At 33.0% G+C, this 26,549-nt stretch carries 23 protein-coding genes; 16 read left to right on the top strand and 7 right to left on the bottom strand.

Annotation, left to right across the window (positions count from 1 at the left end; all coding sequences use genetic code 11):
* The first annotated feature begins 42 nt into the window (after positions 1–42).
* The 12 genes from ERX46_RS04175 to ERX46_RS04125 all read left to right on the top strand — a co-directional run bounded on the left by ERX46_RS04175 (position 43) and on the right by ERX46_RS04125 (position 11,746).
* The gene (locus ERX46_RS04175) at positions 43–1,200 is read left to right on the top strand and encodes a T9SS type A sorting domain-containing protein (protein ID WP_130092588.1); all 1,158 of its coding nucleotides are present in this window, start codon (positions 43–45) and stop codon (positions 1,198–1,200) included.
* A gap of 271 nt (positions 1,201–1,471) precedes the next feature.
* Positions 1,472–2,173, top strand: a complete 702-nt coding sequence (locus tag ERX46_RS04170; RefSeq protein ID WP_130092587.1) for a coiled-coil domain-containing protein — start codon at positions 1,472–1,474, stop codon at positions 2,171–2,173.
* A 144-nt stretch (positions 2,174–2,317) separates the two neighbouring features.
* On the top strand, positions 2,318–2,791 hold the full coding sequence (locus tag ERX46_RS04165; protein ID WP_130092586.1) for a DMP19 family protein: 474 nt from the start codon (positions 2,318–2,320) through the stop codon (positions 2,789–2,791).
* 350 nt (positions 2,792–3,141) lie between these two features.
* On the top strand, positions 3,142–3,306 hold the full coding sequence (locus tag ERX46_RS17455) for a hypothetical protein (RefSeq protein WP_165366145.1): 165 nt from the start codon (positions 3,142–3,144) through the stop codon (positions 3,304–3,306).
* Between the two features lie 203 nt (positions 3,307–3,509).
* The gene (locus tag ERX46_RS04160; RefSeq protein WP_130092585.1) at positions 3,510–5,270 is read left to right on the top strand and encodes an N-acyl-D-amino-acid deacylase family protein; all 1,761 of its coding nucleotides are present in this window, start codon (positions 3,510–3,512) and stop codon (positions 5,268–5,270) included.
* Between the two features lie 68 nt (positions 5,271–5,338).
* A complete protein-coding gene (locus tag ERX46_RS04155; RefSeq protein ID WP_130092584.1) occupies positions 5,339–7,351 on the top strand; it encodes a heavy metal translocating P-type ATPase in 2,013 nt (670 codons plus the stop codon).
* A 40-nt stretch (positions 7,352–7,391) separates the two neighbouring features.
* On the top strand, positions 7,392–8,039 hold the full coding sequence (locus ERX46_RS04150) for a lysoplasmalogenase (RefSeq protein ID WP_130092583.1): 648 nt from the start codon (positions 7,392–7,394) through the stop codon (positions 8,037–8,039).
* Positions 8,040–8,061: 22 nt separating this feature from the next.
* On the top strand, positions 8,062–8,997 hold the full coding sequence (locus tag ERX46_RS04145; protein ID WP_130092582.1) for an alpha/beta hydrolase: 936 nt from the start codon (positions 8,062–8,064) through the stop codon (positions 8,995–8,997).
* 68 nt (positions 8,998–9,065) lie between these two features.
* Entirely contained in the window at positions 9,066–9,323 is a 258-nt protein-coding gene (locus ERX46_RS04140) for a hypothetical protein (RefSeq protein WP_130092581.1), read from the top strand.
* Between the two features lie 195 nt (positions 9,324–9,518).
* A complete protein-coding gene (locus ERX46_RS04135) occupies positions 9,519–10,016 on the top strand; it encodes a CIA30 family protein (RefSeq protein WP_130092580.1) in 498 nt (165 codons plus the stop codon).
* A 136-nt stretch (positions 10,017–10,152) separates the two neighbouring features.
* Positions 10,153–11,154: a DNA topoisomerase IB gene (locus ERX46_RS04130; RefSeq protein ID WP_130092579.1), complete on the top strand. Its 1,002-nt coding sequence runs from the start codon at positions 10,153–10,155 to the stop codon at positions 11,152–11,154.
* A 79-nt stretch (positions 11,155–11,233) separates the two neighbouring features.
* Entirely contained in the window at positions 11,234–11,746 is a 513-nt protein-coding gene (locus ERX46_RS04125) for a rhodanese-like domain-containing protein (protein ID WP_130092578.1), read from the top strand.
* 255 nt (positions 11,747–12,001) lie between these two features.
* Here the strand turns inward: ERX46_RS04125 and ERX46_RS04120 are convergent, their stop codons facing one another.
* The 7 genes from ERX46_RS04120 to ERX46_RS17760 all read right to left on the bottom strand — a co-directional run bounded on the left by ERX46_RS04120 (position 12,002) and on the right by ERX46_RS17760 (position 20,311).
* Positions 12,002–12,565: an REP-associated tyrosine transposase gene (locus ERX46_RS04120; RefSeq protein WP_130092577.1), complete on the bottom strand. Its 564-nt coding sequence runs from the start codon at positions 12,563–12,565 to the stop codon at positions 12,002–12,004.
* Positions 12,566–12,876: 311 nt separating this feature from the next.
* Entirely contained in the window at positions 12,877–17,376 is a 4,500-nt protein-coding gene (locus ERX46_RS04115; RefSeq protein ID WP_130092576.1) for an excinuclease ABC subunit UvrA, read from the bottom strand.
* An 869-nt stretch (positions 17,377–18,245) separates the two neighbouring features.
* Positions 18,246–18,521 (bottom strand): type II toxin-antitoxin system YafQ family toxin, encoded by a 276-nt coding sequence (locus ERX46_RS04110; protein ID WP_130092575.1) that lies wholly within the window; start codon positions 18,519–18,521, stop codon positions 18,246–18,248.
* 2 nt (positions 18,522–18,523) lie between these two features.
* Positions 18,524–18,739: a hypothetical protein gene (locus tag ERX46_RS04105; protein ID WP_130092574.1), complete on the bottom strand. Its 216-nt coding sequence runs from the start codon at positions 18,737–18,739 to the stop codon at positions 18,524–18,526.
* 286 nt (positions 18,740–19,025) lie between these two features.
* Positions 19,026–19,436 carry a hypothetical protein gene (locus ERX46_RS04100; protein WP_130092573.1) on the bottom strand — a complete coding sequence of 137 codons (411 nt, stop codon included), beginning with the start codon at positions 19,434–19,436 and terminating at the stop codon, positions 19,026–19,028.
* 303 nt (positions 19,437–19,739) lie between these two features.
* Positions 19,740–20,180 (bottom strand): hypothetical protein, encoded by a 441-nt coding sequence (locus tag ERX46_RS04095; RefSeq protein ID WP_130092572.1) that lies wholly within the window; start codon positions 20,178–20,180, stop codon positions 19,740–19,742.
* 8 nt (positions 20,181–20,188) lie between these two features.
* A complete protein-coding gene (locus tag ERX46_RS17760) occupies positions 20,189–20,311 on the bottom strand; it encodes a hypothetical protein (RefSeq protein WP_262708077.1) in 123 nt (40 codons plus the stop codon).
* 209 nt (positions 20,312–20,520) lie between these two features.
* Between ERX46_RS17760 and ERX46_RS04090 the strand changes: the two genes are divergently transcribed.
* The 4 genes from ERX46_RS04090 (at position 20,521) to ERX46_RS04075 (ending at position 26,280) form a co-directional block, all read left to right on the top strand.
* Entirely contained in the window at positions 20,521–21,192 is a 672-nt protein-coding gene (locus ERX46_RS04090; protein ID WP_165366144.1) for a phosphoglycolate phosphatase, read from the top strand.
* A gap of 1 nt (position 21,193) precedes the next feature.
* On the top strand, positions 21,194–22,627 hold the full coding sequence (locus ERX46_RS04085; RefSeq protein WP_130092570.1) for an FAD-dependent oxidoreductase: 1,434 nt from the start codon (positions 21,194–21,196) through the stop codon (positions 22,625–22,627).
* Between the two features lie 388 nt (positions 22,628–23,015).
* Positions 23,016–24,059, top strand: a complete 1,044-nt coding sequence (locus ERX46_RS04080) for a hypothetical protein (protein ID WP_130092569.1) — start codon at positions 23,016–23,018, stop codon at positions 24,057–24,059.
* Positions 24,022–26,280, top strand: a complete 2,259-nt coding sequence (locus ERX46_RS04075) for a hypothetical protein (protein ID WP_130092568.1) — start codon at positions 24,022–24,024, stop codon at positions 26,278–26,280. The genes ERX46_RS04080 and ERX46_RS04075 overlap by 38 nt, the downstream gene beginning before the upstream one ends.
* The last annotated feature ends 269 nt before the right edge of the window (positions 26,281–26,549 follow it).

Raw genomic sequence — 26,549 nt, 5'->3', positions numbered from 1 at the left:
TTCGAAAGTTAAATTCTTATTTAAAATTTTAAATCTAATACTATGAAAAAAATTCTATTACCTATTTTATGCGCATTTGCATTCTCTTTAAACAGTCAAGTTAAAGTTGAATCTTCAATAGATGAATATTATGATGGCTCCACTTGGACTAAAAATTATGGTTCCGATTATTATTATGATGCCAATAAAAACCTGATTAAAGAATCCAACTATGAATGGACAGGATCGGATTGGTCACCCAATTATATAACATTGTGTTCCTACAATATGAATAACCTAGTGACCGAAGAAATTGAAATGGGTTGGGACGGAGTTAGTCAATTTACTAATCTTGATAAAACGACTTATACTTATTTCTCATCTGGTTTATTAGCTAATATTGTTACCCAAGAATGGGACGGCTCTGCATGGCAAAATTTTGATAAACAAAGTTTTACTTATGAATTCGGTGTTTTAGAAATGATTGAATACGCTGGATATGATGGTACGCAATGGGAAGTTGAAAGTCGATTCTTAACCACATATACCGGCAATAATCTCACGACACTTGTTACTGAAGAATTAAATGGGACGCAATGGGAATCTGAAGATAGAATTATGTTTTTCTACAATTCAGCTAATAAAATGACCTATTCATCATTTGAGAGTTATGATGGATCTAGTTGGTCACAAGATTATAAAATAGATTACACTTTGGATAATAATTTCAACCTTATAAAGAAGAGTTTAAGTTTCCCAGGAACTGAAGAGTTCTATGCAGAATATGAATACGATTTAACAGGTCAAATGGCTAACATTGCTAATCCATTTTCATATTTGAGAGGTTTGGAAAGTATTCTTGAAGATTTTCCTTATACCAATAAAATCCTCAATTACACGGGTAATCAATATGATGATGTAACAAATTCATTCTACCCAACAGAAAGAACAACGTTTAATTATACTAGCCAACTTGTATTGAATCTTGATGAAGCTAAAGCGTCTCCAAATATCAGTCTTTACCCTAATCCAGCAAACAATTTCATTCAAATAAATGGAATTACAAAATCAGAAAATATATCCGTTTATACTGTTTTAGGAGTTAAAGTTTTTGATGCAGTTGTTAATAAAGATGACAAATTAGATATTCAAGGCTTAAATAATGGATTGTACCTATTGAAATTCGAAAATGGAACAGCTTTGAAGTTTTTGAAGAAGTAAGATTTTTTAGTTGATAATTTTGAAAAGCATTCACTCTTTGGGGTGGATGCTTTTTTGGTTTTAAATAATCTTAACTGTAATGATATTTTGTCATTTAACCATCTTTTACAAAACTTTCACATTTATCCAAACAATTGCATATCAGTATTTTGTTATTTCTGAATGCTATTTACCCAAAATCATAATTTGATTTATTGGTAATAATTTATTACTTTGATAGAGATATATTAATTATAAATCATAAGGAGAGTTTCTCCTCAAATAAATCAAAATGATAAAGACAAATTATTTTAAATTTTTAATGCAATTAAGTTTTGTTACACTAATAACACTAGGCTTTAATAACACAGTAAAAGCACAAAATGTAGTTCCACAAGATGGTAAAATTGAGCACAACGACAGTGAAAGACCATGTATTTTTGTTAACTTAGATCCAGAGCCAAAACCTTTAAAAAAAGCTTGGAAAGATTTTCTAAAGGACAATTATGACTTTAAAATCAAAGGGATAGGATTTTTATCAAATAAAGACCTCTTGTACAAAGAAGATGTTATTATTCCAAAGATTTCTTCAAAACGCATGAATTTTTATACAGAAATAGTTGAAGATGAAGTTGGATCAGAAATGAAAGTTTTTGCTTCATTTGGATATGACATTTATATTGACAAGAATGAAACTCCAGAAGAATACAGAATAATGACAAGAATGTTGAATGAATTCTTGAAATCGTATTTGCCAGATTATTATAATGACCAAGTAAAAGATACAGAGAAAAAGGTTAAAACATTGTCTAAAGATGTGAAAGGTCTGAATAAGGATATTTCTAAAAACAATAAAAAAATAGAAAACTTAACAGAAGAAATAGAAGAATTGACCAAAGAATCAGAAGAACAATCATCAGCATTAGAAATAGCCAACACCAAGTTGAAAGAACGAAAAGAAAAATTAGAACGAATAAACAGTAAGTTGAAATAATATTTTTCTAACTTGAATTAAGAAAGCATTTACTCTCAGAAGTAGGTGCTTTTTTTTATATAGCAATTGTGAGTTCAACTTCGGGAAGCTCAAACACCATCCGCATTGTGGATGAATAAATAAAAATCCTTACCTTCGCCACCCATGGAAAATATCACAAACAGAGCTTTAATTAGTAGATTATTCAGATCAGCGGAAGAACAATTAGAAGATGCTAGACTAGATGGCGAAAGCTGGTCAAAATCTTATGAAGCGGTTCAAGATTTGACAGTTCCTGAAAAGATGGTTTATATAATTGTAAAGTTAAATCAATCCGTTACTAACGGTGGATTTTCTGAATTTTATGAAGCTTCATTAGGAATATTTACGCCGGAAATAATTCATGTTTTAAACGAAATTAAAGCGGTTGAAACTGCTGAGATTGTTTCAAGTTCCTTGGCTATTGTAAATCTTATCGGACTTTTGGATGATTCTTACAAAGCATTTGTTTTCAATATCAAACTATCAGAACCACAACGAATGCAACTTTATACTTGTGATGTTAGATATGATCAATTGCAAGACAAAGAGAATTTAGAAGATTTGTTGGGTGATTATCTACAGGATACAATTAGATAAAACTCTGGGAATATGCCGATTGACAGCTGATAAGATGCTCGTTGTTACAATCAATTAATCCGTTCTATATCGTTTTCTGCATAAAATTAGCTGTTTATAAAGGTTAAAAACCATTTGTCTTCTTCCTTTCAATCTGCCAAAATTTAATTCAAGAACAAACGCAATCGCGCAGATTTCTTGACCACTACTCTATTTTCACAAATCATATTATAAAAAAAGTGAATAGAATTTATTTTTAGTTTAATTATTTGCATTTTTACTTTAGAAATTCATGAATTTTATATAATCATGGAATTTCTCGAGCTTTATGGAAGCTTTAAACTATTAATTCAAAACTAAAAAACAACACTATGAAAAAAATTCTTGTAATATCACTTTTGGTTATCGTAGCAATTGTAATTGCTGTACTAACATTTATTGTAGGCGCTATTAAATTGGTTCTTGGTGGAATCTCTTTAGGAGCAATGATTGTTATTCTTTTAATTGTTTGGATAGCTTGGAAAGTCAATGATTAATTCTCTTTTATTGTAATTCTTTTTTAGGATATTTCAATTTGATGTTCCTTTATGGATAGGTTATCATATCTAAATACACTGATTATTAGCGAAATATTTGGTTGAATAAATCATTCGATCTTCTCTGCTATTCTCACAAATTAAGCTATCTTTAATCAAGCGCTTTGGTGATTTGTTTAACGTTTTAATCTATTATTTAGATCATGGGAATAATTATCAAAAATGGATTGTTTTTTTCTGGTATGCTTAATGAAAAGGCTATCAAACAAGATATATTAATTGATGATGCAGGTCAAATATTAGAAATAAGCTCTTGCAATTCAATTTTTGATGAAGGTTTAGAGATAATTGATGCAGAAGGAAAGTGGATTGTTCCTGGATTTATTGATTCACATACACATTATGACGCAGAGCTTCTAGCTTCTCCTGGACTTAAGGAATCGGCTAGACATGGTGTTACAACTATTATTTTAGGAAGTTGTTCTGTTTCGGCGGTTTTTAATTCTCCTGAAGACACAACAGATTCCTTCGCAAGAGTTGAAGCAATTCCAAGAGATGTCATGCTTCCTTTATTAGAGAATGAAAAAACATGGAACACTCCCAAAGAATGGAAAGCATACATCAATAAATTACCTTTAGGAATCAATATCGCTTCGTTCATTGGTCATTCTGATATACGCATGAAAGCGATGGGCATAAATCGGTCTTTGTCAGATAACGTTTCCGCTACAAAGCAAGAGGAAGAAATAATGCTCACCATGTTAAATGAGGCATTGGATGCGGGTTTTGTTGGAATGTCAACCATGGATAATCCTTGGGATAAAATGGATGGCGACAGATATTGGTCACACAAAACACCTTCCTTCTACTCTTCTTGGAAAGAAAGGAAAAGTCTAATCAATTTATTGCGAGAAAGGGAGGCTATTTTGCAAGGTGCTCCAAATTTGGTAACCAGAGTGAATGCTTTTAATTATATGTTTTCTAGCACTGGAATTTTCCGAAAACCATTAAAAACCACAATGATTGCAATGATGGATTTAATTGGTGATAGATATATTTATCCAGTCATTGCATTGGCTTCAAGAACTATAAATGTCTTGGGAAAAGCAAATTTCAGAATGCAATCTCCACCTTGTCCATTTACTGTTTATTATGATGGAGTAGATTCCGTAATGTTTGAAGAATTCCCAAGTGGAGAAGCGCTTAGACACCTTGCAAAAGAATTAGATACAAGAGATGAGCTGATAAATGATCCTCAATTCAGAGCCAATTTTAAAAAGGAAATAAAGAAGAAATTTGCTCCAAAAGTATGGCACAAAGATTTAAGTAAAGCAGTTATTATCGATTGTCCGGATACAAGTATGATTGGTAAAAACTTCTATGAAATAGCTGAGGAAAAAAATCTTCATCCTGTTGATGTTTTCTTAGACACTATAATTGGATATGATAAGAAAATCAGGTGGACAACAACGATTGCCAATGATAGAAAAGAGAAATATAAAAAGCTGTATAATTTCCCATACAATTTAATTAGTTTTTCAGATGCGGGTGCTCATTTAAACAATATGGCTTTCTACAATTTTCCTTTAAAAATGATAAAAACAGTTCAAGACGCAATAGATCATGGAAATCCAATAATGACAATGGAGAAATGCATTTGGAGATTGACCAAAGAACAAGGAGATTGGTTTGAATTGGACCGTGGATACTTAGCCAAAGGAAAAATTGCGGATTTAGTGATTATTGATCCTAGAAAGTTTGATAACATCACAGAACAAGTTGAATTGGATGTTATTGAAGAATTTGGAAACTATGAAAGATTAGTCAATAGAAATGAAGGAGTTGTTTCTAGAGTAATGGTTGCAGGAAAAACAATTTTTAAAAATGAAGACTTCGTCCCTGATTATGGTAAATCATATAAATATGGCAGATTTTTGGAGAAAAATGACTACAATAGCGTTTAGAATAAAAGATAAAAAAGTATTCACAATCTAGGGTTTTTATTCAGCATGATTAACAAGGTTTCAACAACATGAATAGTAATAAATTAAGCAATTCACCGCAATCAAAAAAAGATGGAGATGACTGCTCATCTCACTCACATTCGCACTCAAAACTGCAGGTATTAGGCGAAAATACTGAACTTTATTTTGCTATAATAAGTGGTGTTTTCTGGATTTCTGGAGCTATATTTTCATTTACTTCAGCTTCTGAATATGTTGCCACTACCCTATTTATAATTGGTGCTCTTTTCGGAGCAGTATTCACGCTATTTACTGCTGGAATTGATTTATTAAAAGGTAGATTTCGAATAGATTTCTTAATGTTATTTGCAGCAATCGGTGCAGCAGCTTTGGGTAAATGGGGAGAAAGTGCTTTATTGCTGTTTTTGTTTAGTTTGGGACATGCTTTAGAACATTATGCGATGAAACGTGCAAGGAAATCTATTTCTGCACTGTCAGATTTAGCTCCTCCTACGGCGCTGGTTAGACAAAATGGCGAATTGAAGGAAGTACATATTGAAGAGCTTAGAATCGGAGATATTATTGTTGTTAGACCTAATTCAAAAATCGCTGCTGACGGAATTGTGATTAAAGGTACAAGCCCTGTGAATCAAGCAGCAATAACAGGTGAAAGTATTCCCACCACCAAGTATCCAAGTCCAGATTGGCAAAAAGAAAAAGAAATAAAAAGCATTCCATCTGAACACCGCGTATTTGCAGGGACAATTAATGGTAACGGAGCACTGGAAATCAAAGTCTTAAAAGAAGCAAAAGACAGCACGCTTTCCCGATTAATATTTTTAGTAAAAGAAGCAGAAACTCAAAAGTCACCAACACAACATCTCACCGATAAGTTTGAGAAATACTACGTTCCCTCTGTTATACTTTTAGTAATATTCTTATTGTTTGCTTTTCTTGTAATTGACGAAACCTTTCAGCAAAGTTTTTACAGAGCCATGTCTGTTTTGATTGCTGCTTCTCCTTGTGCTTTGGCTATTTCTACACCAAGTGCGGTTTTAGCTGGAATTGCTAGAGCAGCTCGTCAAGGCGTATTAATTAAAGGTGGTCGTCCTCTTGAAGACTTAGGAAGAATTAAAGCCATTGCTTTTGACAAAACAGGAACTTTGACAGAAGGAAGACCTACTTTAACTCATGCTATTCCATTTGGAGATGTCACAAAAGAACATCTTTTAAAAGTTGCTATTGCTGTTGAAGCTTTGAGTGATCACCCTTTGGCAGCGGCAATCGTAGAAGGAGCGCGAAAGGAATTGGGTAATATTGATATTCCAGAAGCTGAAAATTTAAAAGCATTAACAGCCAGAGGAATTCAAGCGGAATGGAAGGAAAGTATTGTTCACATTGGTAACCGCAGACTTTTTGAAGAATTAACCGGAAAAGCTGTCCCAGAGGAAATTGACCTAAAAATGTCGGAGCTAGAAACCGGTGGACATACTGCTATGATTGTTCACCAAGGAGATGAATATATAGGAATTATTTCTGCAATGGATGTTGCGCGTCCAGAAGCCATTTCGACTCTCGCTGCTTTAAAGAAAATTGGAATTAAGAAAATGGTTATGCTCACAGGAGATAATCAAAAAGTGGCCAATGCCATTGCTAAAAACATTGGAATTACCGATCCAATGGGCAGTATGCTTCCAGAAGATAAAGTGAAAGCAATAGAATTACTCAAGAAAGATGGCGGCGTTGCTATGGTTGGAGATGGCGTAAATGATGCGCCTGCAATGGCAAAAAGCACTGTCGGAATTGCAATGGGTGCTGCAGGTTCAGATGTAGCGTTGGAAACAGCAGATATTGCTTTGATGGCAGATAAATTAGATAATCTTCCGTTTGCAATTGGACTGAGCAGAAAAGCGAATCAAATCATTAAGCAAAACTTATTCATCAGTTTGGGAATGGTAGTAGTTTTAGTTCCCCTGACTATTATGGGAACAATAGCGATTGGACCAGCTGTGGTTGGACATGAAGGTTCTACGGTACTTGTTGTTCTAAATGCTTTAAGGTTATTGAAATATAAATTGTAAATACTGGAATGTTAAAGGCAATTACTTAGTTTTAAAAGACATGATACTAGAAGCGATAAGTTTAACGATATTATTTTCTGCAATAATTGCAATCTTTTTCAGACAACGTAAGAACAACAAAATGTTCTCTATTTTCAAGCCACTGACGACTATTCTGATTATTTCATTAGCAGCAATTATGCATCTTGAATCACCTACCACCTATTCCACTTTGCTGATTGTATCGCTAATTTTCGCATTAATTGGTGATATATTTTTAATTGGTGAAAAGTACTTTCTGCAAGGTCTTTCTTCATTTCTTATTGCGCACATTATATTCACAGTAGCTTTTACAGACCTTTTTGGTTTTAGTTGGGAAATACTTCCTTTAGTAATCTTAATAATTATTGGTGCGCTTTTTTTTAATTCGCTGAGGAAATATTTACATAAATTTACAATTCCAGTATTGGTTTATCTAATTGTCATTCTTATCATGAATTGGCAAGCGATTGGATTACTTTATCATAATCAATCTTTTGCGATTATAGGATTAGCAATTGGTTCAATATTTTTTACATTTTCAGATGCTATTATTGCTTTCGATAAGTTCAAAAAACCAATAAAAAATGCCGAAATCTTAATTTTATCAACTTATTGGATCGCTATATATACTTTTACCATTGTAGGTTTGTATATTGACAAGCTATAGCATATTTACATTATCAAATCAGATGGATTTAAACAAAGATTATTCAAGTCAAACCATTCAATTAAAGCCAGATTATGAAGGTGAAGTGACAGCCACGCTCATTAGTTCAAAATTTAACCGTGGAAATAGAAAGAGCGTTTTATATATTCATGGGTACATCGATTATTTCTTCCAAGCGCATTTAGGAGAGGAATTTAACGCGCATGATTTTGATTTTTATGCAATCGATCTTCGTAAATATGGTCGCTCACTTCTAAAACATCAACATCCAAATTACTGTAAAGACATAGCAGAATATTTTGAGGAAATTTCAATTACAATTCGTCAAATTAATGAATCCAGTGATGGTGATATTTTCTTGTTAGGACATTCAACTGGAGGTTTAATTGCTTCAAATTATATGAATTATGGTCAGGAGAAAGATTTAATTAAAGCACTTATCTTAAATTCTCCATTTTTAGATTTTAATTTGACCAGTATTGAAAAAAATCTAGCGCTTATAATTTCCAAACCAATTGCAGGCTTCTTTCCTTATGGAAAAATAAGTGGAGCTTTATCTCCTGCTTATGCTGAAAGCATTCATAAAGATTTTCATGGGGAATGGAACTTTAATTTAGATTGGAAACCAATAAAGGGTTTTCCAACTTATTTCAAGTGGATTTTAGCAATTAGAACGGCTCAAAACAAATTAAAGGAGTCGAATATCAAAGTTCCGATATTGGTAATGCATTCCAGTTCATCTGCTAGATTGTCAAAGTACTCGGAAAAAGCTACGCATCAAGATATTGTTCTCAATATTAATGACATTAAAAGTCGAGGAGTAAATTTGGGAGATAAAATGACAATGTTAGCAATAGAAAATGGTTTACATGATCTATTTCTATCCGCTGAAAATGTGCGTAATAAAACTTTTAAACAGATGTTTAGTTGGTTAAAAAGTATAGATCACAAAGAATAAAAACTGTGTTACAATTGTTACGCTAATGTCTGCTCTAACCAAGTACTTTTAGCTTTTAAAATTAAACCATGAAAGAAAGACTTCTTACCAACTGGACATTAGCTCGTGTACTCTATTTAGTGATGGGAATTATGATTATTGTTCAAACTATAATGAGCCGACAATGGATTGGCGTTGCATTTGGGGGTTATTTCGCTTCAATGGGCTTGTTCGCTTTTGGTTGTGCTTCTGGAAATTGCTTTGGTGGAAAATGTGCTACTGATTCAACAGCTAAATCAGAAAATAGTATTCAAAACATAGAGTTTGAAGAAGTGAAATCAAAATAAATATTACCACGCAAAGTATACTTCCCTTGATTATATAGAAGACTTATAATTCTTATGTTTTTTATGTTAATTAATTACGCTTTGAAATCCCCAACTTCACATTAAGGCCTAAACTATATTCACTTTTCTTTGTTTTATATTCTCAAGGTATTGAATATGTTGACTAAATTAATTTCGGTAATTATAATTTTTGTCATGGCAAGTGAAACAATGAGTATTTTCAATTTTTCAAAAGAGTCTCCAATTAAAGATTGGCGAATTGTAAATGATGGCGTAATGGGTGGTTTATCAAAAAGCGCTATTCAACTTACCGCTGAAAATCACGGAAAATTCTTTGGTCATGTATCTTTAGACAACAATGGTGGTTTTGCATCCGTACAATTACCAACTGATATTGATTTAGAAAAATCACATACAGGGCTTGTTTTGAGAATTAAAGGTGATGGTAAATCCTATCAATGTCGATTAAAAGGCACTATAAATCAAAGAGAATCTTATGTACAAGTCTTTGAAACCAATGGAGAATGGCAAACAATTCAACTTCAACTAAAAGACTTTTATCCACAGTTTAGAGGTAGAAAATTAGATGCTCCAAATTTCAATTTTGAAAGGATTGAGCAATTTAGTTTCTTGATAGCGAATGGAAAAGCAGAGGATTTTGAGTTGTTGATTGATTATATAGAATTAGAATAAAGCGTTTAGCGTTTTCTTAAGAAATAATGAATCTTTTAAGATTTCGTTATTCCACCAGTTTTCAAACGATAATTATTTATTTTTTATAAAAGAACCACTATTTTTAGAATCCTTAAAAATATCTATTCGAATTAACATGAAGAAAGAAAAACTCAAACATATCGACGATACCGCGCTTTGTATTCAACGAAAGAAAGTGGGTCGTGGCTATCAATTTATTGATGAAAACGGCACTAAGATTATTGATAAAAAGATATTAAAACGGTTGAAAGGACTTGTCATTCCTCCGATGTGGGATCAAGTGATGATTTGTAAATTCGACGATGGACATGTTCAAGCCATTGGCCGAGATGCTAAAGGAAGAAAACAATACATCTATCATTCACTTTGGGAGAAGATTAAACAAGAAGAAAAGTTTGAGCGCATTGAGAACTTTGTCAGCAAACTGCCCGAAATCAGAAAGATTTGTCAAGAAAATATTGAGTTAGAAGAATGGAATAAGGATAAAGTTTTGGCATTATTAGTTATGATATTAGACGAATATGGAATTCGTATAGGAAATCAATATTATGCCCAAGAAAATGAAACCTATGGCTTAACAACTCTTCGCAGAAAACATTTAACAATTAGTAAATCGAAATTAATATTCCAATATAAAGGAAAAAGTAATCAAGAAAGAGAAGTTTTAATCGATGATGCTGAGTTGATTAAAAACATAAAGAAAAGCGCTGAATTACCTGGCTATGAAATTTTCAGATATCAAGATGAATCAGGGGGTTTTCAAAATATAGACAGCAGTGATGTCAATGAATTCATCAGTGAAATAATTGGTTCTGATTTCTCGAGTAAAGACTTTAGAACTTGGGTTGCCTCAAGGCTAGCGGTTGAATTATATCCGCACGCAATAGAACAAAGCAGTCAGTTTCCAAGGAGAAAATTCAGTAATATTCTCATTAAAATGGTTGCTGAATCACTAGGAAATACACCAACAGTTTGTAGAGATTATTATGTTCATCCAGCTATTTTTAAGTCTGCCGATAATCAAGAGATTCCGCTTAAAAATCCTTTTAAAGAACCGAAAAAGAGTTATGAATTATCAGCATCTGAGCAATTGGCTTTGAGTATTATTCAGAAATAAAGTAACTTGGCATTAAAAATGATTTGAATTCATTAGTTCATCCATTTTTTAGTAAAACTAGAACAACAATTTTTTATTCATGAAGAACATTTTTCTATTCATAGCTTTATCATTTTTCATTTCGTCTTGCGCTGCACAAAAAGTTCAAAGCGGAGCCTACAATACGATGTTGAAATCAATGCTCAAAAACGATGTTCCAGAACTCACCGTTGACCAAGCTGACAGTATTCAGCAAGCAAATTCAAACGTAATTTTTATAGATACCCGTGAAAAAAAAGAATTTGAAGTGAGTCACATTAAAGATGCTGTTTGGGTTGGATATGATGATTTTGAATTATCAAGAGTTGAAGAAATAGATGAAAACACTAAAATTATCGCTTATTGCTCTGTTGGTGCAAGAAGTGAGGATGTTACAAGAAAATTGATTGAAGCCGGTTACACTGATGTCAGTAATCTTTATGGAAGTATTTTTGAATGGGTAAACCAAGGAAAACCAGTTTATGATTCTGAAGGCGAACAAACGTTAAAGGTACACGCCTACTCGAAAACTTGGGGAGTTTGGTTAAAAAAAGGCGAAAAGGTTTTTGATTAGGAAGATTTCAATTGATAATTAACAATTAACAATTGATAATTGATAATTTTTGGAGAGCCAAGGTCACGAGTTGGACTTCGGCTAAGCTCAGTTACCATTCTCGCGGCAGCTTGGTAGAGCTTTCTTTTTACTAATATTAGAAAAACTACTTAGTATTAAAACGATATATTATTTATAGCGCTGCCGTGAGCTTGTAGCTTGTGCTGCGCTAGAAATAGATTCCAAAAGGACAAACCTCAATTATTCGGGGAAATTTTACCAGAGCAACGGCACAACCACCACTCCATTTATTAATCCTTGTTCGCCGCTATAATCTACCGCACTGCTATATAAATAATCCTCAGGATTAAAAACCATTCCCTTCTTTAAAGGGTTATTGTGAATATATCTAATCTTTTGGGTTATTACTTTATTACTCCATAGTTCGATAGGCATATTGTTTTGTTGCCAAAATTGAAAATTCTTGACATTTGATCGATATTTTCCATGACGTCTAAAAGTTTCCATGAAAAATCGTCTATTTTTCTCTTCATAATTTTCATTTATCAACTTAACAATTTTCTTACTGGTGTGTGATTTAAATTCTCCAAGCAATCTTCCAGGAGTTGTTTCAGTCGTGCTACGAAACACTAAATGAACATGAGTTGGCATTATAACCCAAGCGTAAATTTCCATACCTTTCTCTTTTTGACAATAATTAAGATTATCAACTAGAATATCCTTGAATTTATCTTGATCGAAAACATTCAGCCATTCAACAACAGCAAAACTTACGAAATATGGGGCATTTGGATTGTGGAATCTATAATTTCTACTCATGTGATTTAGTTTGGTAAGATTAAGATAGTGAAATAGTTGAGATATCTTTACAAATAATACTTTTAATAATTGGCTTCTTCTTAAGAACAGAAAGTAACTCCAAGACCATCCTGATAAATGCGGGACGGGCTAAGCTGCAAGCTCGGGGCAGCTTGGAGTTACTTTCTCGCTAGCCTTTAAAGATAACTTAGTATTAAAAAAAAATCTCTTTATCAAATACTACTAAGTATTAAAACAATAAAGCTATTTAAAGCGCTACCGCGAGCTTGTAGCTCGTGGTAGCGCTTTAAATAGACTCCAGAATCAAAAACCTACTTCAAAACCATCCCAACCCCTATCCTACCCAACAAATACAAATTATGCTCAACCACCAACACATCATTTTCCTCACTTAATTCCTCCAACATCGAAAAAAGCAAATCAATATCAGCATAATGCAATCCTATACTTGGTTCATCCAAAATAAACAACTCATTTTTTGGTTCATCTTGAAGCCAGTTCAATAACAACAGCCTTTGTTGTTCGCCTGATGATAAGGATTGAACAGTTTGATCTAAGGAAAGATGTCCTAGTCCAATTTGGTCTAATCTATCCAAGAATTTAATCATCTTAATTGATACTTTAAATTCTCTAAGCCATTCTTTTACCTCGCTTAAATTCATCGAAAGTACATCTGCAATGCTTTTAGAATCAATTTGATGTTCCAGAATATGCTTTTGATAACGTTTTCCATCACAAACTTCACATTGCTCAATGTGATTGGCGGCAATGTCTAAACTCGTTTCTAGAAAGCCTTTACCTTTACAATTCGGACATTGACTTGACTTAGTTTTATAGGAATAGTCTTTGGCTTTAAGTCCTGTCTCTGCTGCGAAGATCTTTGTTATTTCATTGAGTAATCCCAAATAATCCACCAATAAAGTAGCTGCATAAGTTCTCAGTTTCTTGGATTCGAAATAATGAACTCCTTCGTATTGCTTTGGAAAGTCAATTGATTCACAATTAACTGGTTTGCCATTTTGAATAGTTGGAATCAAGATTTCCTTTAACAAAGTCGTTTTTCCAACTCCTGACTTTCCTGTTATTGCGGTAATTCCGCCAACTGGAATTTCTAATAGGTCTTTTTCAAGCGTATGTTTCTTTAATTTATGAATTGAAATGTGTTCTTTTCCTGGTTTTAGATTTATAGAATTCGATTGCTCTTTAAGAAATGGATGACTATCAGGTTGTTCAATAAATACTTCCGGTGAACCTTGATAAGTAATTGCTCCTCCATACTTTCCTGCTTTAGGGCCAATCTCAATAATGTTTTCTGCTGCTAGAATAATTTCTTTGTTATGCTCTATTACAATTACCGTATTTCCCTTTTCGATAAGTTCATTTAGAATCTGAATCAAGTCTGGAATATTGTCATTTGATAATCCTGCGGAAGGTTCATCGAGTAAATAAGTAATTCCTTTGAGCGGACTATTGAGTTGCTTAATCAGTTCAACACGCTGATTTTCTCCGCCAGAAAGCGTTGCAGATTTTCTTGTCAATTGAAGATGATCAATGTGTAATTGTTTCGCTCTGTCTATTATACTGGAGATATGCGGCTGAATTTGATTAATTAGCTTTGCATCAATAGAATCACTTTCGCTGTTTTTATTCAACCAATTTTCCAATGCTTTGAAATCCATTGACTTTATATCGAAAATCGATTTTCCCGCAATTTTAATTTCTAATCTTTCTTGCTTTAATCCACTACCATGACAAACGCTACATTCTTTTTGGGACATTAGCGAAAGCAGATTGTTCGTGTATTTATTCTTTCGGGTTAAATAGTATTCGTTTTTCAAATAATTGAAGATTCCCTCCCACTTCATCGATAAAGCTTGAGTTCCTTCATTTGTTTTCGTTTTATAAATCCAATCCGTTTTCCAAATTGTTTCAGCTGTTCCTTTAAATATGATTTCTTTCTGATCGTCGTTAAGAGCTGTAAACGGCGTTTCAAGTGTGAAACCATATTGTGTACCAACTTCCTTTAAAATCGCCATGTATTGACTTCCTCGTTGACCATAGTAATCAAGTACTTTGTTGTGTTCAAACAATCCTTCAGAAATACTTAACGCTTGATTTAAAACCACCTTATCAACATCAGGCAATAACTCCTCTCCAACTCCTTCACATACTGGACATCTGCCTAATTCATGATTATTTGAAAAATGACTGGCTGATAATTCCAATCCTTCGAACTGAGATTTTCGGGAGAATGCAAAACGCAAAATCTTTTCAATTCCTGTTTGCTTAGCTATATCAGAACGTTGAGAATAATTCTTTTGCTTTCTTGTAATACAAATTGTCGGCGTTAATCCAGTAATACTGTCTACATCGAATTGAAAACTAGCACCAACTCGTGACTGCTGATAACTGGAAAATTGCTTACTCATTTCTTGTAATCCATAGCCATGCAGCGTATCAATTACCAAAGAAGATTTTCCAGAACCTGAAATTCCAGTCACGACAGTCAATTGATTCTTAGGTAAATCTAGATTCAAATTTTTTAAATGATGCGTCCTAGCTCCTTTTATAGAAATCAAATCTCTTCGTTGATCTTCCTCTTTTTTGAAATCTATTGGTTCTACTTTTATAGCATTGTCAACCCATACATCACATTCAGATTGAAAAAGCGGATGATTTTCAAAGCAAATAATTCCTGCGGTACTGCTTTTCAATTGATGAAGTGCTTCTATTAGTTGACGGACATTCTGATAATGCAATCCAATACTCGGTTCTTCGAGTAGTAAGAATGTTTTTGTCGATTTTTTAGCGAAATACTTTGTCAATTTTATCCGTTGTGCTTCTCCACCAGACAAAGTGTTTGATGGCTGTCCGAGCTTGATATAGCCTAGACCCAACTGTATCATCAAAGACAATATTTCAGTAATTTTCTTTTCAGTTTTAAAGAATTTAGATGCTTCTTCAATACTTAAATTATAGATTTCAGCAATATTCTTGTTGTTCCATTTTACTTGTAGAACTTTTAGTTTAAAGCGTTTTCCATTACAAGTCGGACAAATCTGATTTATATTTCCTAAAATACTCATTGAAAGCGTGATTACTCCAGCACCTTCGCAGGCTTCACATCTTCCCGTTTTATTATTGAACGAAAAAGCACCTTTTACTAATTTTAAAGATTTAGCTTCAGGAGTTTTAGCTAGTAAATCACGTATTTTATCCGCTAAACCAACATAAGTGGAAGGATTACTTCGTGGCGTTTTACCAATCGGTTGATCAGAAACTGTAGTTACATTCAATTCATTCTTTTCACAGAAATCATTAATGTTCTGAATTACTTCAGGCGTTTTCCTAGTAATTACAGTCAATTGCTGCGAACTCGGTTGAAATGAATCTGCCTTTAATAACTTAGGCGTTTTGGAAGCTTTCACAGCCTTCTCAGATTCTGATTTTAACGCTGATAATGTCGGACTTTCAAGGTTTTCAGCATTCAAAAACGCTGCAATCGGTCCATTATAAACCACTTCACCTCCATTTACGCCAGATTCCGGTCCTAATTCTATAATCCAATCTGCAGATTTTATAAAATTCAAATCATGTTCAACCACCATAACGGTATTTCCACGGAGAATCAATCTGTTCAGAATATGAAGTAAATAACTTTGGTAAGCTGCTGATAATCCAATGGATGGTTCGTCAAAAACATAGAGAATTCCTTGTAAATTACAGTTTACTTGATTGATCAATTTTATTCTTTGCGCGTCTCCAGAAGAAATATCCAAACTTGGAGAACTCAATCGATATTCTCCCATTCCTAAACGAGTTAAGTCGAATAATTGATTGCGAATTTTATCAACTAAAACCTTTTCACCTTCTGTTAAGTCTTGAATAGCTAGCTTTTCAGACAATTCATTCAAGGAGTAATTCATCCACGAATTAAAGTTCAATCCTTGCCATTTATACTTTAAATGTTCTGCTTTTATTCTAGCGCCTTGACAACTTGGACACAATCTAGAACTCACAAATTTCAAGATATTTACGTTTCTATCTCGCTTTAAAATGTCTTGCATAATGGGAAGAACACCTTTGTAAAAGCCTTCTTCACGCGGTTTAGCTTTAAATCCTGTCCACCTCAAGCGCGATTCTAAAGTGTGCTTTCCATAAAAGACTTTAATGCGTTCGCTTCCATTTAAAACAACATCTTTTTGCTCTTCAGAAAGGTCTTTCCATGGAATGTCTACACTAAATCCATGCGCCGTACACAACTTATCTAACTCTTCAACTGTTACTTGAGAATAAACAATATAACCATTTGGTAAAGTGGTGACTATCGCCCCTTCTCTTAATGTTTTATTTTCGTCACCTACTAATTTATTGATATCAATAAATTCCTGTTGACCAATACCATTACACACTTCACAAGCTCCTTTTGGATTGTTAAAAGAAAAGAGCGATTTACTCATTTTTTCACCAGCTGAATAGCGAGCAAACAGAATTCTAAAAACATCCGTTAGCTCTGAAAGCGTCCCAAAAGTGGTATTTGTAGACTGAAAACGCTTTGACTGTTCCACTTTAATAACTGGAGGAAGTTCAGAAATTTCATCCACTTCAGCAGTTGGAATTAACATTCCATTTTGTTGATTATAAGCCGGTAAACTCTCCAAAAAGTAACGGTATCCTTCATTCGCAATAACGCCCATTGCTAAAGATGACTTCCCAGAACCCGATAATCCAGTCACCACAATCAATTGATTTTCAGGAATGGATAAATTGATGTTTTTAAGATTGTTTTGATGGGCGTTTGTAATTTTCATAGAGGGTATTTCGTTTTTGAAATGGAAAAGTTTAAATATAGGGATTTTGGAAGGGAGAGCAAGAAGAAATTGCTTGCGTTTTGTCCCAAGGCCAAGAGAAGCTTCGCTAAATCTTGCGGCAGCTTGGGGTTTAAATTATCTGTACTGTGATTGTTTTGATTTTTAGGATTACTTTGATTTTGAAGTTCTTTGTTTTTGAAGTTTGGGTAAAAAAATAAATTAAAAAAAGAGTTTTGGATTGAAATGTTAAGATTTAATCAATTGCGACTACTTGTGAATCATGATTCTTAAAGGAGATTTTTGTATGGAAATCAAGCTACCACGAGAAGCTTCGCTATATTTTGCGGCAGCTTGGAGATAAAATTGTTTGAAACACTAATCTATGTTTCATAATAAAATTAATAACACTAATAAAATTGTTAAAATACTAAATATCTTAATCGGGATTAAAACAAAATCATAACTATTTAATGATTTTTGATATTTGACAAACTTTTTTTTATTGATCTTTTTTTTAGTGACATGGATTAACATATCAATAGAAAAGTAACCTATAGCTCCAGCTAAAACTAGAAAATAATTTATAATTTCAGGTATGATTAAGAAATTCAGAAAAAATTTGGATAATAGTACAAATATAAATGTAGAATTTATACGTATACCATTTCTAACCTTATAACCTAAATTCCAAGTTATATGCAGATTATAAATAAAATTGTTATTTTTCAAGAAACAGTACATTTGAATTGGAAAAGCTTAAATATAAGGGTTTTGAGGTGGAGACCAAGACGAAATTGGTTGCATTTTGTCCCAAGGCCACGGGAAGCCTCGCTAAATCTCGCGGCAGCTTGGGGTTTTAAATATCAATATTAAGTAAAAAGATCTGAATGCTTACCTGTTCTTGATAAATATATGATCTTGTTTTTACTATCTAATTTCCATATTAGCAACCAATCGGGTTGAATATGACATTCCCAAAAACCTTTATAATTTCCTTTTAATTTGTGTGGTTTGTATGATGATGGTAAACTGCCTTTCTTTCTTAGCAGTAGTAAAACCTCTTCGAGTAAATCAAGATTTCTCTTATTTTTCTTAGCCTTCTTATAATCTTTTTTGAAAGTTGATTCGAATTCAATTTCAAACATAATTATGTGTTAAGTTTGTTCATCAAATCTGAATGATTTTCAGTTTTAGTCAGCTCCTTTTTAGAATTAATATTTTCGATGGATTCAATAGTAGTTTTGTTTGGTGCTGATATCAGCTGGATTCCTTTCTCCTCTGAAACACCCATTTTAATCATTTGCAACACAATCTGACCAAACTTTGAACGTTCATCTATCCTTATTGTTATTTCTTTAGCCATTACTTTTTTATTCAAATATAATTTAAATATCTGAAGTAAAAAAAATGCTAGCCTGCGGACTTTCAACATTTTTCAAATATGCTGACCTTGTAGGTTATCAAAAATTAAAAAAAAAGAAAAGTAAACATCGGCCACCAAGGCCACGAGAAGCTTCGCTAAATCTTTCGGCAGCTTGGGCACGAGTTGGGAAAGATGTGGTTGGTTGGGGGTACGAATTAACATATTATTGCTCCCCTCCTTCATAGTAACATACACAGTTATTAGGATTCTACTAAAAATATCGAATTTATTCTTCAACCCGAGTTAAAATCATCCACCCATACATTTCTTTAATAGATTCAAAAGGAATTTTTTCATCATGTGGTAAAAACATCAATTGATCAGCTTCAAAATAGAAATAAGCATACATAAATCTATTTTTTCTTTTACGAGAAGAAACAGAATATTTAATTCTGTAATGACTTTCAAAAATACACCATTCATTAATAATAAATTGCTCTTTTCTAGTAGACTTAGGTGTGATTACATTCACAACAAAAGAATCTTTATAATAGGAAAACTCAGGCTTAAATATAAGCGTGTCATAATCAACTATTAACTCTCTCGTATTAGTCCATTTTGTTCCTATTAAATCATTTTGTGCAAAACAAAGTTGAGCGATTAAACAAAAAATCACCGATGATAAAATTTTTCTCATTATTCGTTTAGTTGTTTCTAGAACTTCATTTTGATAACTTCCTTCCTTTAGAATTTCACCATTTCTATAAGTATGTAAACCTTACTTTATTGCTCATTAGACCTGCCAGATGGAATAGTTAAAGCAAAATCAAGCAGCAGTATGGATTCATCTTGTGATTGACTGAATAAAAACTAATTATTTCTTAAAGATAGAAATAATTTTAAAAGAAAATAGCAAGAATTAATATTACACTGATTTCTAAAAAGATACGAGTTTCAGTAGGTCTTTTTTAGGAAAGTCTTGGAGGTCGCGGGAGTAAAATTATTCGCCTTCGTCATGGTCATCGGGAGCGATGCAACTTGGAGAACTTGGAAGTATTTCTAAATCAAATATAAGTACACCACTATGTCCGTTACAATTGAGTCCATTAAATATCAATCCTGGTACATTAGAATAATTGCCATTCCCTATTTTAAACATGAAATATTCACTTTCAAGGTCTTTTTCTATTTTCCATTTTCCTTTTAAATTATTTATACAACAATTAATATCTGTATAAATTTCGAAAGTTTTATTACTGAATAGTTTTAAATAAATATTCTCAGTTCCAATCTTATTTAAGAAATCACCAGTCAAGTGTGAATCACTAATAACTTTATGGCATCCAATCATGTTTTTCCCTCCATAAGTAGTTATATCTTCGCATGAACTACAAAATAACAAGACTAGGATAAAACTAAAATATAATGACCTTTCTCTCATCTTAATAATTAATTGTAAATGTGTAAACTTGAGACATATTGCTGAATTACCCAAGTACTGAACAATCCAACAACTGTATGGTTCCAACCTAGTGGTAGTCTGAAATCTCCATTCCACTTTCTCTCTGACATAAACTTTAACTTTCTACTAAAATCTCTCTGATTTCAATCCTTATCAATACTACTAGCAATTCTATTACTACAAAAATAACAATATAGAAGTCTTTGGAATTATGAAATTTAAATTTTCTAATCATTTGATCAATACGTTAAGTTAATTCTAAGATGAGAAATCACCCTCTAACCCCAATAAATCTATATCTTTACACCAAAAAAACAAAGTGAACTTCACAAACAAAGAACTAATCATTTTCGATTTTGATGGAACGCTCATCAACAGTATTCCAGATCTTACTTCGGCTATAAATAACATGTTATCGCATTATAATTTATCACCTTTAACAATAGAGCAAGTCACTCCTTTTATCGGGAATGGCGCAAAACCTTTGGTTAAAAGAGCTTTAGAGGCGGCTTTAGAAAATCAAAGTACAGTTGTGATAGATTTTGATGAAGCTTTTGAAATCTATTTGTCGGCTTATAAAAAAATCACTTGCAAAGATACTTTCTTGTATCCTGGAGTGAAAGAAACTTTAAAGTATCTAGATAAAAAAGGTTATAAAATGGCGATTTGTACAAATAAACCTTTTGCCTTTATCGAGCCTATTTTAAGCACTTTAGAAATTAAACAATTCTTTAAAATTTGGATTGGCGAAGATTCTTTGACAGAAAAAAAACCAAATGCCCTTCCACTTGTTCATTTAGCTAAAGAACTGAATTCGACAATTGAAAAAAGTATTATGATAGGAGATTCTAAAAATGATATTCTTGCTGCTCAAAATGCTAAAATGGAAAGCATTGGGGTAAGTTATGGATACAATTACAACGAGAATATTGCCGATTATAATCCAACATTAGTTGTTGATATTTTTTCGGAATTAAAAACTTTATTTTAGGATGAACAAAGTGCATAAGGTTGGAATTATTGGTGGAGGTGTTTCTGGAGTGGTTACGGCTTTAGAATTATCTAAATACGGAATTGATAATGTATTGTTTGAACAGGAAAACAGCGTTGTCAACGGTCCACCTTTTTGCCATTTGCACGCTGGTGGAAATCTTTATCCTGACATTTCGGATGAACAATGTAGAATTTTGATGAAGCAATCCATTGAAATGGCACGTTTATTTCCGCAATCTATTGATGAAAGACCAACTTTTATAAGCATCCCAAAAACACAGAAATATAGTGTCGAAAATATTCAAAGTCGATTGGATATGCTGGTTGACTATTATAAATCTTTGATTGCTGAAGATGCTTTAAATGAAATTTTAGGCGAACCCGATCAATATTATAAAACCTACTCGGAAGAGGATTTAAAAGAATTATCCGGAAAATCAAGTGTTCAGAATCCATCGACACCAGACCAATGGCTGATTAACGCAATAAATCTAATCGATTACAAAAAATTAAAAACTCCAATCATTATTGTTCAAGAATATGGCTGGAATATGTTTAGACTAACAGCTCAGGCTCAATTGGCGTTAAATAAAGCCGAAAATTGTGATTTAAAAATAAATACTAAGGTTCTTGATATTAAAGACCTTAGAGACCAAGATTTAGATTATAATTGGGAAATCCATACCGAGAAGGAGATTTATAAAGTCAAATATTTAGTCAATTCGTGTGGATTTAAAACAGGTGAGATTGATGATTCTCTGCATATAAATTCCGAACGATTAATTGAATTTAAAGCAGCTTATGTTTCCAAATGGCAACCCATTGAGGGATTAATTCCTGAACTTATTTTTCATGGAGAGCGCGGAACGCCGGGTGGAATGGTTCAATTAACGCCTTACAGTGGAGATTATTATCAGATTCATGGTATGACAAAAGAAATCACTTTATTTAAAGATGGACTCATTCATTCCAATGAAAATGAAGCACAACCAAAGTTTAATGAGGACATCAATCAGAAGTTATTTCAAGGTTGGGAAAAAGTAGATGTTATTTCGCGAACTGAAAATGCAATTCATTCCGTTTCTCATTTTGTACCTTCATTTAAAACGGCAACTGTTGGCGGACCTCCCCTATTTGGTGCGCAACAAATCCCGGGTGATGATGAAACTTTAAGAGTTGGCGAAGTGAGTTTCCCTCATGAATCTTATGCAAGAAGTGAAATTGTTAAAGCTTCATCTGCATTAACCGTTGCGAACCAGATTATAGATAAAATTCAAGAAGAGAATATTGTTTCTATTATTGAAAACAGAACAAATAAAAATGCTTTGTTGGATGCCATTTCTAAAGACGAAATTGACGAATTGGCTGCGGAATTGACTATTGAACGTGGTTACCCGAAAGCTATGTCGAGATTGATTATTGAGCGGGAATAATTAAAATAATTACGAATTTGTTAATTACGAATTACGAATTTAATTCGGAAATAGATTGGCACTTAATCTTTTCTTTTGGGGCTGCCCCATTCAATTCTTTAACTAAAATAGCTCCATTTAAAAAGCCATTACAAAGAATTGAATAGGTCGGGTCATTCGCTATATCTCTGACTAAAACGTCAGAGGATGCCGCTGCTACCCCTCAGCCGAGATTTGCGCTGGAGAGAATAGTTTTTCCTTAAATTTCATATATGAAATTTCCCTGCGCATCGTACGGACGATTTGCAAATCGTCCGCACCATTACAGCTGCTTTTTCACAAACGAAAAAGAAGGAAAGACCTTTGAATTTAAATATTTCCACTACCTTTAAAACATAAATCATTACTCTTGAAAACTCTTTTAAAATATTTCCTACTTCTTTCACTAGTACTTCTCATTACTAGCTGCTCTAAAACAAAAGTAACCCGAGGATTTTACGCTTGGCAATCGGGTTCTAATGTGGTCGACACTATAAATCAGAAAATATTTCAATCTTTTAATGCAGAACGTTTGTATCTCAAAATGTTTGAAGTGACTTACGATGAAACAGAGGGCGCAATTCCTATTTCAAAAACAAATTTCAAATTGCGCAATCAATTTATGTCGAATGCAGAGATTGTTCCTTGTGTTTTTATTGAGAATGAAGTTTTAAGTAAATTAAGTGCTATTCAACTGAATGAATTAGCCGATAATATCGTTTTTCTGATTGATAAATATATTGATGAACGTGTATTTGAACCCTCTGCAAAAAATCGAGATTATAAAGAAATTCAATTGGACTGTGATTGGTCAAAAGGAAACCAAGAAAGCTACTTTCAGTTGATTAAGCTGGTCAAAGAAAAATCTCAAAAGACAGTTTCTTGTACCATGCGTTTGTATCCTTATAAATATAGAGAACAAATGGGAACTCCTCCAGTTGATCGGATTATGTTGTTGTGCTATAATCTATTGAATCCATCAAAAAACACCGATAAAAATTCAATTCTGGAAATCGAAGAATTAAAGAAATACATAGATTTTGACACACCTTATCCGGTCCCTGTTGATGTTGCATTTCCAACTTACTCTTCTGGGTATAGATTTGACCAACAACGGTTCGAAGGTGTTTTTCATGCCGTTCCAGAAGATCTTGAAAGAATAACTTTGTCAACGGAAAAACACTTGCATTACGTCGTAACAAAGGATACAACTTTGGGAAATCTATTTTTCAAAAAGGGAGAAAATATTAAAATTGAAAGAGTGAGTGAAGCCGTTTTGATAGAAGCGGCAAAATTATTAGCAAATCATATTGATCAATCTGAAATTAATGTGGTTTTGTACCATTTAGATCACGAAGAATTAAAACAATACAATCATGAAGTACTGGATAGCGTTTTTGATATTTTTAAGTAGTTCCACACTTGCAACTGCTTGTGGCCCCTGGTATCCTTATGGAGAGGAAACTCGATTTTCTTTGCTTTATCCTGGCTGGTTTGACAATGGCGGACTTTCTGAATTTTATTATTCGGCGGATGTTACAGCTGAATATTATGAAATCTCATCCGAAAATGATAAAAACACGCTGGATTGGTGGAACTTAATTGACCAAGCAGTTGATAAAGAACTTGTATTTCATACCATTTATAGTTTAAGCAGCAAAGAAGTTATTGATGGAGAAAATCAACCAATGATTAAGGCATTACTTGATAAAAAAGGAAAGCCTTATATCGATTACCTCGTTTTTGCTAAATCTTATTCTCATCTTAACAATAGCGGAAACTATTGGGAAAGGAATGATAAACAAGAAGATTCTTTGCGAAATGTAGCTGCACAAATAGCTGTAAAAAATGCAAATAACACAACGGATGAATGGCTCAAAAGACGTTACGCTTTTTTGGCTTTAAGATTTCATTTCTACAGTAACAATAAAGCAAAAGTCATTGAATTGTATGACCGCTATTTCGATGGGAAGTCTGAATGGGCAATTGACCGTTGGGCAGAATACCACCGCCTCCACTTTAAAGAAGATTCATACCAAAGAAATTATCGAGTTGCGCAATTGTTTTCTTCTGTGCATTCAAAACGAAACGGATTATGGAATTTGTATAATACTAAGATTAATCAAGAAAGAGTGCTTGATTTGGCAGCTACCAATCATGAAAAGGCCAATGTTCATGCTATGTATATTTTACGAGAAACGGGTAAAACCTTAAATGAGCTCAAAACAATCTATCAGTTAGACCCATCCAATGAGTTGCTCAGCTTTTATGTTATTCGAGAAGTCAATAAATTGGAAAATTGGGTTTTAGGACCTGAGATTACTGCTTATCAACCTGTAATTCGAGATTATGATTATGATTATAACATCAATGATAAAATCATGAAAGAGCGAATAGAAGAAGATCGTTTGTATGCAAAAGAATTTTTGGATTGGCTTTCTGTTACTGCGATAAACATGAATTCAGAAGTTCGTTCTGCAAGTATTGCCATATTATCATTGATCGTGAAAGATCCTAAAAATGGAATCAAACAATTGGAAAAGGAAACTTTTTCATCGGTAGAACTTAAGAATTGGAAATCCAACATGTTAACGCTATTAAAAGCAAGAGATTCGAAATCTCCAAAACTCGAATCTTATGATTTGGAAAGCTTTTTAAAGACTGATTATAGAAATAAGAATGCTTTTATATTTGCTTTGGGAAGAGAATTTGAATTCAATGGAGATTTATCAGCTGCCATAATGCTTTACAGTCACTTGAATGATAAAGGTAATTATGACTCATTCACTTGGCATGAATCAAATGGTCGAACAGCTTATAATTTGGATTTTTACTATGACAGTTTCGATTATTTTGATGCGAACTACTCTGCTTCTGAAATTGAAAACAGCTGGAAGAAAATAGAAAATCATAAAGACTCTTTATTGTCTGAACTCGTTTTAAAAGACAAATTGAATTGGCTAGACATGATTGGAACTAAGTATTTACGTGAGGAAAATCTAGAAAAATCAATTGCAGTTTGGGAAATCATACCAAATGAATACTGGTTTTCAGAAGCAAGAAATTATGATGATTACCTTCAAGCGAATCCTTTTTATGCGAATTTCTATTCTGGTCATGAAGAAACTGTTGGAGATACCGTTTCATTTACGAAACTTGAAATCGCTCAAGAATTACAAAGTCGAATCAAACAAAGTAAACGTCTCAAAGGCGATGCAAAAGCAAAGGTTTTGTTCGGAATTGCGAATTGTTATTTCAATATGACGCAACACGGAAATTCGTGGATGATGAAACGATATTATTGGTCCATAAACTTTGAAAACACTATTTACGCTGATGATTTAGATTACAATACCTGCATAAATGCTAAAAAGTATTATCTCTTGGCAAAAGAAGCAGCGAAATCTAAAGATTTTCAAGCCCTAACTTTGAGAATGGCCGGCAGATGCGAGTCTATTAGGATAAAATTCGAATCCAATAGGAATTTCGATAGAGATAAATATGATTCTTACGCTGATTTCGTCTATTACAGCAATAAATATTACAATCAGATTAAAGCGAATTATCCTGATGTTCAGGAGGAATTACTTACAAATTGTCTTTCATTTGAAAGGTATTATCAATCCATAAAGTGATTTGTTTTCGTTGGCTTGGGTGGGGTAAAATTTGCTCAAGCGAAGCTTGAGCAAATTTTACCCCAAAGACTTCTCTACGAACTGTCATTCCGATAGTTGAGAAAATATTAGATTTTAACAACTGAGGAATCCCTTCTTCCTTTTTGCTAAAGTTTAACTCTAGATAAAATTAATTAATGCGATTATCGGCTGTATTATTGAAAAAACACATCGTTAAAATTAGGGATTAACGACCTATATTGGTAGCCCAATTAAATATTTCTCTTTCC

This window comes from Brumimicrobium glaciale (genome assembly GCF_004152935.1).
GTDB classification, from domain to species: domain Bacteria; phylum Bacteroidota; class Bacteroidia; order Flavobacteriales_D; family Crocinitomicaceae; genus Brumimicrobium; species Brumimicrobium glaciale.
This window is presented reverse-complemented; position numbering and strand designations above follow the sequence as displayed.

Coding starts and splice junctions, on each gene's coding strand:
- ERX46_RS04145 (WP_130092582.1), top strand. CDS start 8,062: ATGGATTTAAACAAAGATTATTCAAGTCAAACCATTCAATTAAAGCCA.
- ERX46_RS17760 (WP_262708077.1), bottom strand. CDS start 20,311: ATGTCAGAGAGAAAGTGGAATGGAGATTTCAGACTACCACTAGGTTGG.
- ERX46_RS04095 (WP_130092572.1), bottom strand. CDS start 20,180: ATGAGAGAAAGGTCATTATATTTTAGTTTTATCCTAGTCTTGTTATTT.
- ERX46_RS04075 (WP_130092568.1), top strand. CDS start 24,022: ATGAAGTACTGGATAGCGTTTTTGATATTTTTAAGTAGTTCCACACTT.
- ERX46_RS04130 (WP_130092579.1), top strand. CDS start 10,153: ATGAAGAAAGAAAAACTCAAACATATCGACGATACCGCGCTTTGTATT.
- ERX46_RS04125 (WP_130092578.1), top strand. CDS start 11,234: ATGAAGAACATTTTTCTATTCATAGCTTTATCATTTTTCATTTCGTCT.
- ERX46_RS04085 (WP_130092570.1), top strand. CDS start 21,194: ATGAACAAAGTGCATAAGGTTGGAATTATTGGTGGAGGTGTTTCTGGA.
- ERX46_RS04105 (WP_130092574.1), bottom strand. CDS start 18,739: ATGGCTAAAGAAATAACAATAAGGATAGATGAACGTTCAAAGTTTGGT.
- ERX46_RS04160 (WP_130092585.1), top strand. CDS start 3,510: ATGGGAATAATTATCAAAAATGGATTGTTTTTTTCTGGTATGCTTAAT.
- ERX46_RS04135 (WP_130092580.1), top strand. CDS start 9,519: ATGGCAAGTGAAACAATGAGTATTTTCAATTTTTCAAAAGAGTCTCCA.
- ERX46_RS04150 (WP_130092583.1), top strand. CDS start 7,392: ATGATACTAGAAGCGATAAGTTTAACGATATTATTTTCTGCAATAATT.
- ERX46_RS04170 (WP_130092587.1), top strand. CDS start 1,472: ATGATAAAGACAAATTATTTTAAATTTTTAATGCAATTAAGTTTTGTT.
- ERX46_RS04165 (WP_130092586.1), top strand. CDS start 2,318: ATGGAAAATATCACAAACAGAGCTTTAATTAGTAGATTATTCAGATCA.
- ERX46_RS17455 (WP_165366145.1), top strand. CDS start 3,142: ATGAAAAAAATTCTTGTAATATCACTTTTGGTTATCGTAGCAATTGTA.
- ERX46_RS04110 (WP_130092575.1), bottom strand. CDS start 18,521: ATGTTTGAAATTGAATTCGAATCAACTTTCAAAAAAGATTATAAGAAG.
- ERX46_RS04140 (WP_130092581.1), top strand. CDS start 9,066: ATGAAAGAAAGACTTCTTACCAACTGGACATTAGCTCGTGTACTCTAT.
- ERX46_RS04175 (WP_130092588.1), top strand. CDS start 43: ATGAAAAAAATTCTATTACCTATTTTATGCGCATTTGCATTCTCTTTA.
- ERX46_RS04115 (WP_130092576.1), bottom strand. CDS start 17,376: ATGAAAATTACAAACGCCCATCAAAACAATCTTAAAAACATCAATTTA.
- ERX46_RS04120 (WP_130092577.1), bottom strand. CDS start 12,565: ATGAGTAGAAATTATAGATTCCACAATCCAAATGCCCCATATTTCGTA.
- ERX46_RS04155 (WP_130092584.1), top strand. CDS start 5,339: ATGAATAGTAATAAATTAAGCAATTCACCGCAATCAAAAAAAGATGGA.
- ERX46_RS04100 (WP_130092573.1), bottom strand. CDS start 19,436: ATGAGAAAAATTTTATCATCGGTGATTTTTTGTTTAATCGCTCAACTT.